We start from the raw sequence: 4,018 nt of genomic DNA, 5'->3' as shown, positions 1-4,018 counted from the left end.
GGTCATCCGGTTGCCGGTGGCAGGTTGCTACTGTAGCAGGCCTGCTACGTTTCCGTTCCGAGGTAGACCGCCCACCGTGCCTTCGCAACCGCCCGCCAACCCCGGCCAGGTCCGCATCGGCGCCCGCGGCTCCAAGCTCAGCCTCGCCCAGGCCGGCCACATGCAGCGGCGCATCGCTGCCGCGCTCGGCGCCGATCCCGCCAATCCGGCGGAGATGGAGGCGGTGGCGCCGCTGACGGTGATCACCACGACGGGCGACCGGGTGCAGGATCGCCGGCTGCTGGAAATCGGCGGCAAGGGGCTCTTCACCAAGGAGATCGAGGAGGCGCTGATCGAGGGTCGCATCGACTGCGCGATCCATTCGATGAAGGACGTACCGGCCGAGCTGCCGCCCGGCCTCTGCATCGCCGCTATCCCCGAGCGGGAGGACCCGCGCGACGCCTTCCTCAGCCGCGGGCCGCTGACGCTGGAGGACCTTCCGCAGGGCGCCCGGCTGGGCACCGCCAGCCTGCGGCGGCAGGCGCAGTCGCTGTACCGCCGGCCCGACCTGGACGTTCAGATGCTGCGCGGCAATGTGGACACCCGGCTGGCCAAACTGGCGGCGGGCGAGGCCGATGCGATCCTGCTCGCCTATGCGGGCCTTCGCCGGCTGGGTTTCGGCGACCTGCCCAAGAGCCTGATCGATCCCAAGGAGGTTCCGCCGGCCCCCGGCCAGGGCGCCCTGGCCATCGAAACCCGCGAGGCCGACCGGGACCTGCCGTGGGTGGCCGGCCTGCGCTGCGAGACCACCACGCTCTGCGTCACAGCCGAACGTGGGGCGCTGGTCGCCCTGGAAGGGTCGTGCAAGACGCCGATCGGCGCCCACGCCTGGCTGGATGGGGGATCGCTTCAGCTCATCGTCGAGGCCCTGTCTCCCGGCGGCAGCGCGCGTTTCCGCCACGCGGGCGACACCGAGATCTCGCAGCTGTCGGACCCGCTGGGGTCGGCCCGGGACCTGGGCTTTTCGCTGGGCCAGGCGATCAAGGACGAGGCGGGCGACACCATCGTCCTCTGAGGTCTTAAGGTCACGCTCGCCAACTGCGGCGTTGAACAAGGCCCCGCCGCGCCGCATCGTCGTTGGTGAAGCGGGACGGGTCGGATAACAGGATCGCCTGATGGCGGGCCGCAGGCAGCGAATCTGGATCACTCGCGCCCAGCCGGGCGCCGACGTCACCGCCGAGCGCGTGCGCGCGCTGGGCCACGACGCCGTGGTCGCGCCCTTGCTGGCGGTGAGCGTCCTGCCCGACGTGCGCGTGGATCTGCATGGCGTGGCGGCGCTCGCCTTCACCAGCGCCAACGGGGTTCGCGCCTTCGCCGACGCGAGCGGCGAGCGCGGCCTCAAGGTGTTCGCGGTGGGGGCGGCGACGGCCCAGGCGGCGCGGGCCGCGGGGTTCAAGTCGGTTCTATCCGCTGACGGCGACGTCGAGGCGCTCGCCGAGGGCATCGCGGCGCGGCGCGGCGAGCTCCGGGGCGCCGTCCTGCATCCCGGCGCCGCCGAGCCGGCCGGCGACCTGGCCGGCGCCCTCGAGCGGCAGGGCGTCGAGGCCCGGCGGCTCATCCTCTACGAGACCGCTCCCGTGGACCTGCCGTCGGCCGACGCCGAGGCGCTGACGCAGAGCGACGCGGTCCTGCTCCATTCGCCGCGCGCCGCCCAGGTCCTGGCCCGGCTGCTGAAGGCGCACCCGGCCCCCGACTTGCGCGCGCTGGGCCTTTCGAAGGCGGTGGTGAAACCTCTCGCCCGCACACGGCTCGCGGCCAAGGCCTTCCCGCCCTTCCCGCTGGAGGCGGCCCTGCTCAACCTGATCGACCGGCGCCCCTAGGCATGACCCCGAATGCGCCCGATCTGCCCAGGGATCCGGCCGAGTATCGGCCCAGGCCGCTGACGGGGCCCGGCGTCTGGGCGACGATCGCCTTCGGCGTGTTGTGCGTGCTTGCCGGGGTCGCGGTCGCGATCCTTGGGCCCAAGCTACTGTACGAGGGGAGAGAGCAGCCCTCCGGGATCAAGCCGGTGGCCGCTGCGGTCGCCCCGCCGCCCGCCGCCGTTCCTGTCGTGATGGCGTCGCCGGCCGCCGACGAGGTGGCCCGCCTGAACGCGCGGATCGCCCTGCTCGAGAGCCAGGGCGCGCGTACGACCGAGGCCGCCGCCGCCGCCCTGGCCGCCGCGCAACTGGTGGAGGCCAGCCAGGGGTCGCGGCCGTTCGACCGGGAGCTCGCCGCCTTGAAGGCCACCACCCCCGGCCTGCCGGAACTCGCCGCCCTGACCCGGTTGGCCCAGAGCGGGGCGCCCAGCCGGACGGCTCTGGCCGCAAGCTTCCCGCCCTATGCCGCCAAGGCCGCGCGGCGCGCCCGCAAGCCGCCCGAACAGGCTGACCTCGGCCAGCGCATCGCCTATGCGGCGGCCAAGATCGTCACGGTGCGGCGCGTCGACGAGACCGACGGCGCGACTCCGGACGCGATCGTGCGGCGCGCGGAGCTGGCCCTGGAGGACGGCGAGGTCGTCGAGGCCCTGAAGACCCTGGAGGCCCTGCCGCCAAAGGCGCGCGACGCCCTGGCGCCCTGGCGGGAGCAGGCCGAGCGCCGCGCCCAGGTCGACCGCGAGGTGGCGTCCCTGCGCGCCCGCGCCATCCGCGCGCTGCAGGCGCCGAGGCCGCCGGCATGATCCGCGCCGGCGTGGTCCTGATCCTGATCGCCGCCGTTGCGGTGGGGGCCCTGGCGCTGAGCGGCGATCCCGGCCGGGCGACGGTGATCTGGCTGGGCTGGCGCGCCGACGCCACGGCCGCCGCGGCGATCCTGCTCGCCCTGGGCTTCGGCCTGTTCGCGGCCGTGGTCTGGCGGACGATCCTGTGGGTCCTCGAAGCGCCCCGGCGGGCCGAGCGGGCGCGGGCCGAGATCCGGAGGCGCCAGTCCTATGACGTGCTCGCGCGCGGCTTCCTGGCCGTGGCGGCCGGCGACGGACCCGAGGCGCTGCGGCTGTCGAAGAAGGCGGCGGAAATCGCTGCAGAGGCGCCTGGCCTGGTCCGCGTGCTCGCCGCCCAGGCGGCGGAGGCGGCCGGCGACATGGCCCAGGCGCAGACGGCCTACACCGCCATGCTGGGCTTTCCGGAGATGCGCCTGGCGGGGCACAGGGGGCTGATGCAGATCGCCCTGGCGCAGGGCGCGCGCGAGACGGCGCTGCGCCACGCCCAGGAGGCCTATGGCGAGGCCCGCACCGCCCGCTGGGCCTGGCGGGCGATCCTGGAATCGCGGCTGGAGGCCGCCGACTGGGACGGCGCCCTGGCGCTCGTCAAGGGCGCGCTCGATCGCAAGATCGTCCCGCCGGTGGTGGCCGAGCGCGCCCGCGCCGCCCTGCTGGCCGCCTCGGCCGCCCAGCTGGAACATGCGCCCGAGTCGAAGGCGCGGAGCATCGCCCTGGACCAGGCGACGGAGGCCGCCCGGCTGCAGCCCGGTTTCGCGCCAGGGGTGGTGATGGCCGCGCGCCTGCTCGCCGAGGATGGCAAGATGGGCCGCGCCGCCGCGCTGCTCGAGAACGCCTGGCGCGCGGCGCCGCATCCGGCCCTATGGCTGGCCTATCGGGACCTCAGGACCGACGAGACGCCGCGGGAGCGCGCGCAGCGTCTGGGGCGCCTGGCCGCCGTGAACCCCGCCCATCGCGAAAGCCTGCTGCTATACGTGGAACAGGCCCTCGTCGCCGGCGACGCCCCTGCGGCGCGCGAGGCGGCCAGGGCGCTGGAGGGCGAACCGGTCACGGCCCGCGTCGCCGGCCTCCTGGCGCGGGCGGCCTATGCGGCGGGGGCCGTCGACGAAGCACGGATGTGGCTGGCCCAGGGGATGAACGCGCCGCCGGAACCCGACTGGTCCGACCTCGATCCCGAGGGACGCCCCTTCGCCTATCACGCCCAGGACTGGGCGCGGCTGGCCATCGCCTTCGCCGAGACAGGCGAGCTGCTGCACCCTCGGCTCGAGCGGCGGGAGCGCAGCC

The 4,018-nt window shown here is 74.8% G+C and carries 4 protein-coding genes; all 4 read left to right on the top strand.

Features of this window, described 5'->3' with window-relative positions; all coding sequences use genetic code 11:
* Positions 1–76: 76 nt before the first annotated feature.
* Entirely contained in the window at positions 77–1,054 is a 978-nt protein-coding gene (gene hemC / locus AX721_RS13425; RefSeq protein ID WP_068876502.1) for a hydroxymethylbilane synthase, read from the top strand.
* A 100-nt stretch (positions 1,055–1,154) separates the two neighbouring features.
* Positions 1,155–1,859, top strand: a complete 705-nt coding sequence (locus tag AX721_RS13420; protein ID WP_068876501.1) for a uroporphyrinogen-III synthase — start codon at positions 1,155–1,157, stop codon at positions 1,857–1,859.
* Between the two features lie 2 nt (positions 1,860–1,861).
* Positions 1,862–2,698, top strand: coding sequence for a COG4223 family protein (locus AX721_RS13415; RefSeq protein WP_068876500.1), 837 nt, complete (start codon positions 1,862–1,864; stop codon positions 2,696–2,698).
* On the top strand, positions 2,695–4,018 hold a 1,324-nt coding region (locus AX721_RS13410), incomplete at its 3' end, for a heme biosynthesis HemY N-terminal domain-containing protein (protein ID WP_068876499.1). The genes AX721_RS13415 and AX721_RS13410, both read left to right, overlap by 4 nt.

Origin of the sequence: Phenylobacterium sp. CCH9-H3, assembly GCF_001557235.1 — a bacterium.
Taxonomy (GTDB): Bacteria; Pseudomonadota; Alphaproteobacteria; order Caulobacterales; family Caulobacteraceae; genus Phenylobacterium.
The sequence above is the reverse complement of the archived record's forward strand: the minus strand, read 5'-3'. Positions and strand labels throughout refer to the sequence as shown.

Coding starts and splice junctions, on each gene's coding strand:
- AX721_RS13420 (WP_068876501.1), top strand. CDS start 1,155: ATGGCGGGCCGCAGGCAGCGAATCTGGATCACTCGCGCCCAGCCGGGC.
- AX721_RS13415 (WP_068876500.1), top strand. CDS start 1,862: ATGACCCCGAATGCGCCCGATCTGCCCAGGGATCCGGCCGAGTATCGG.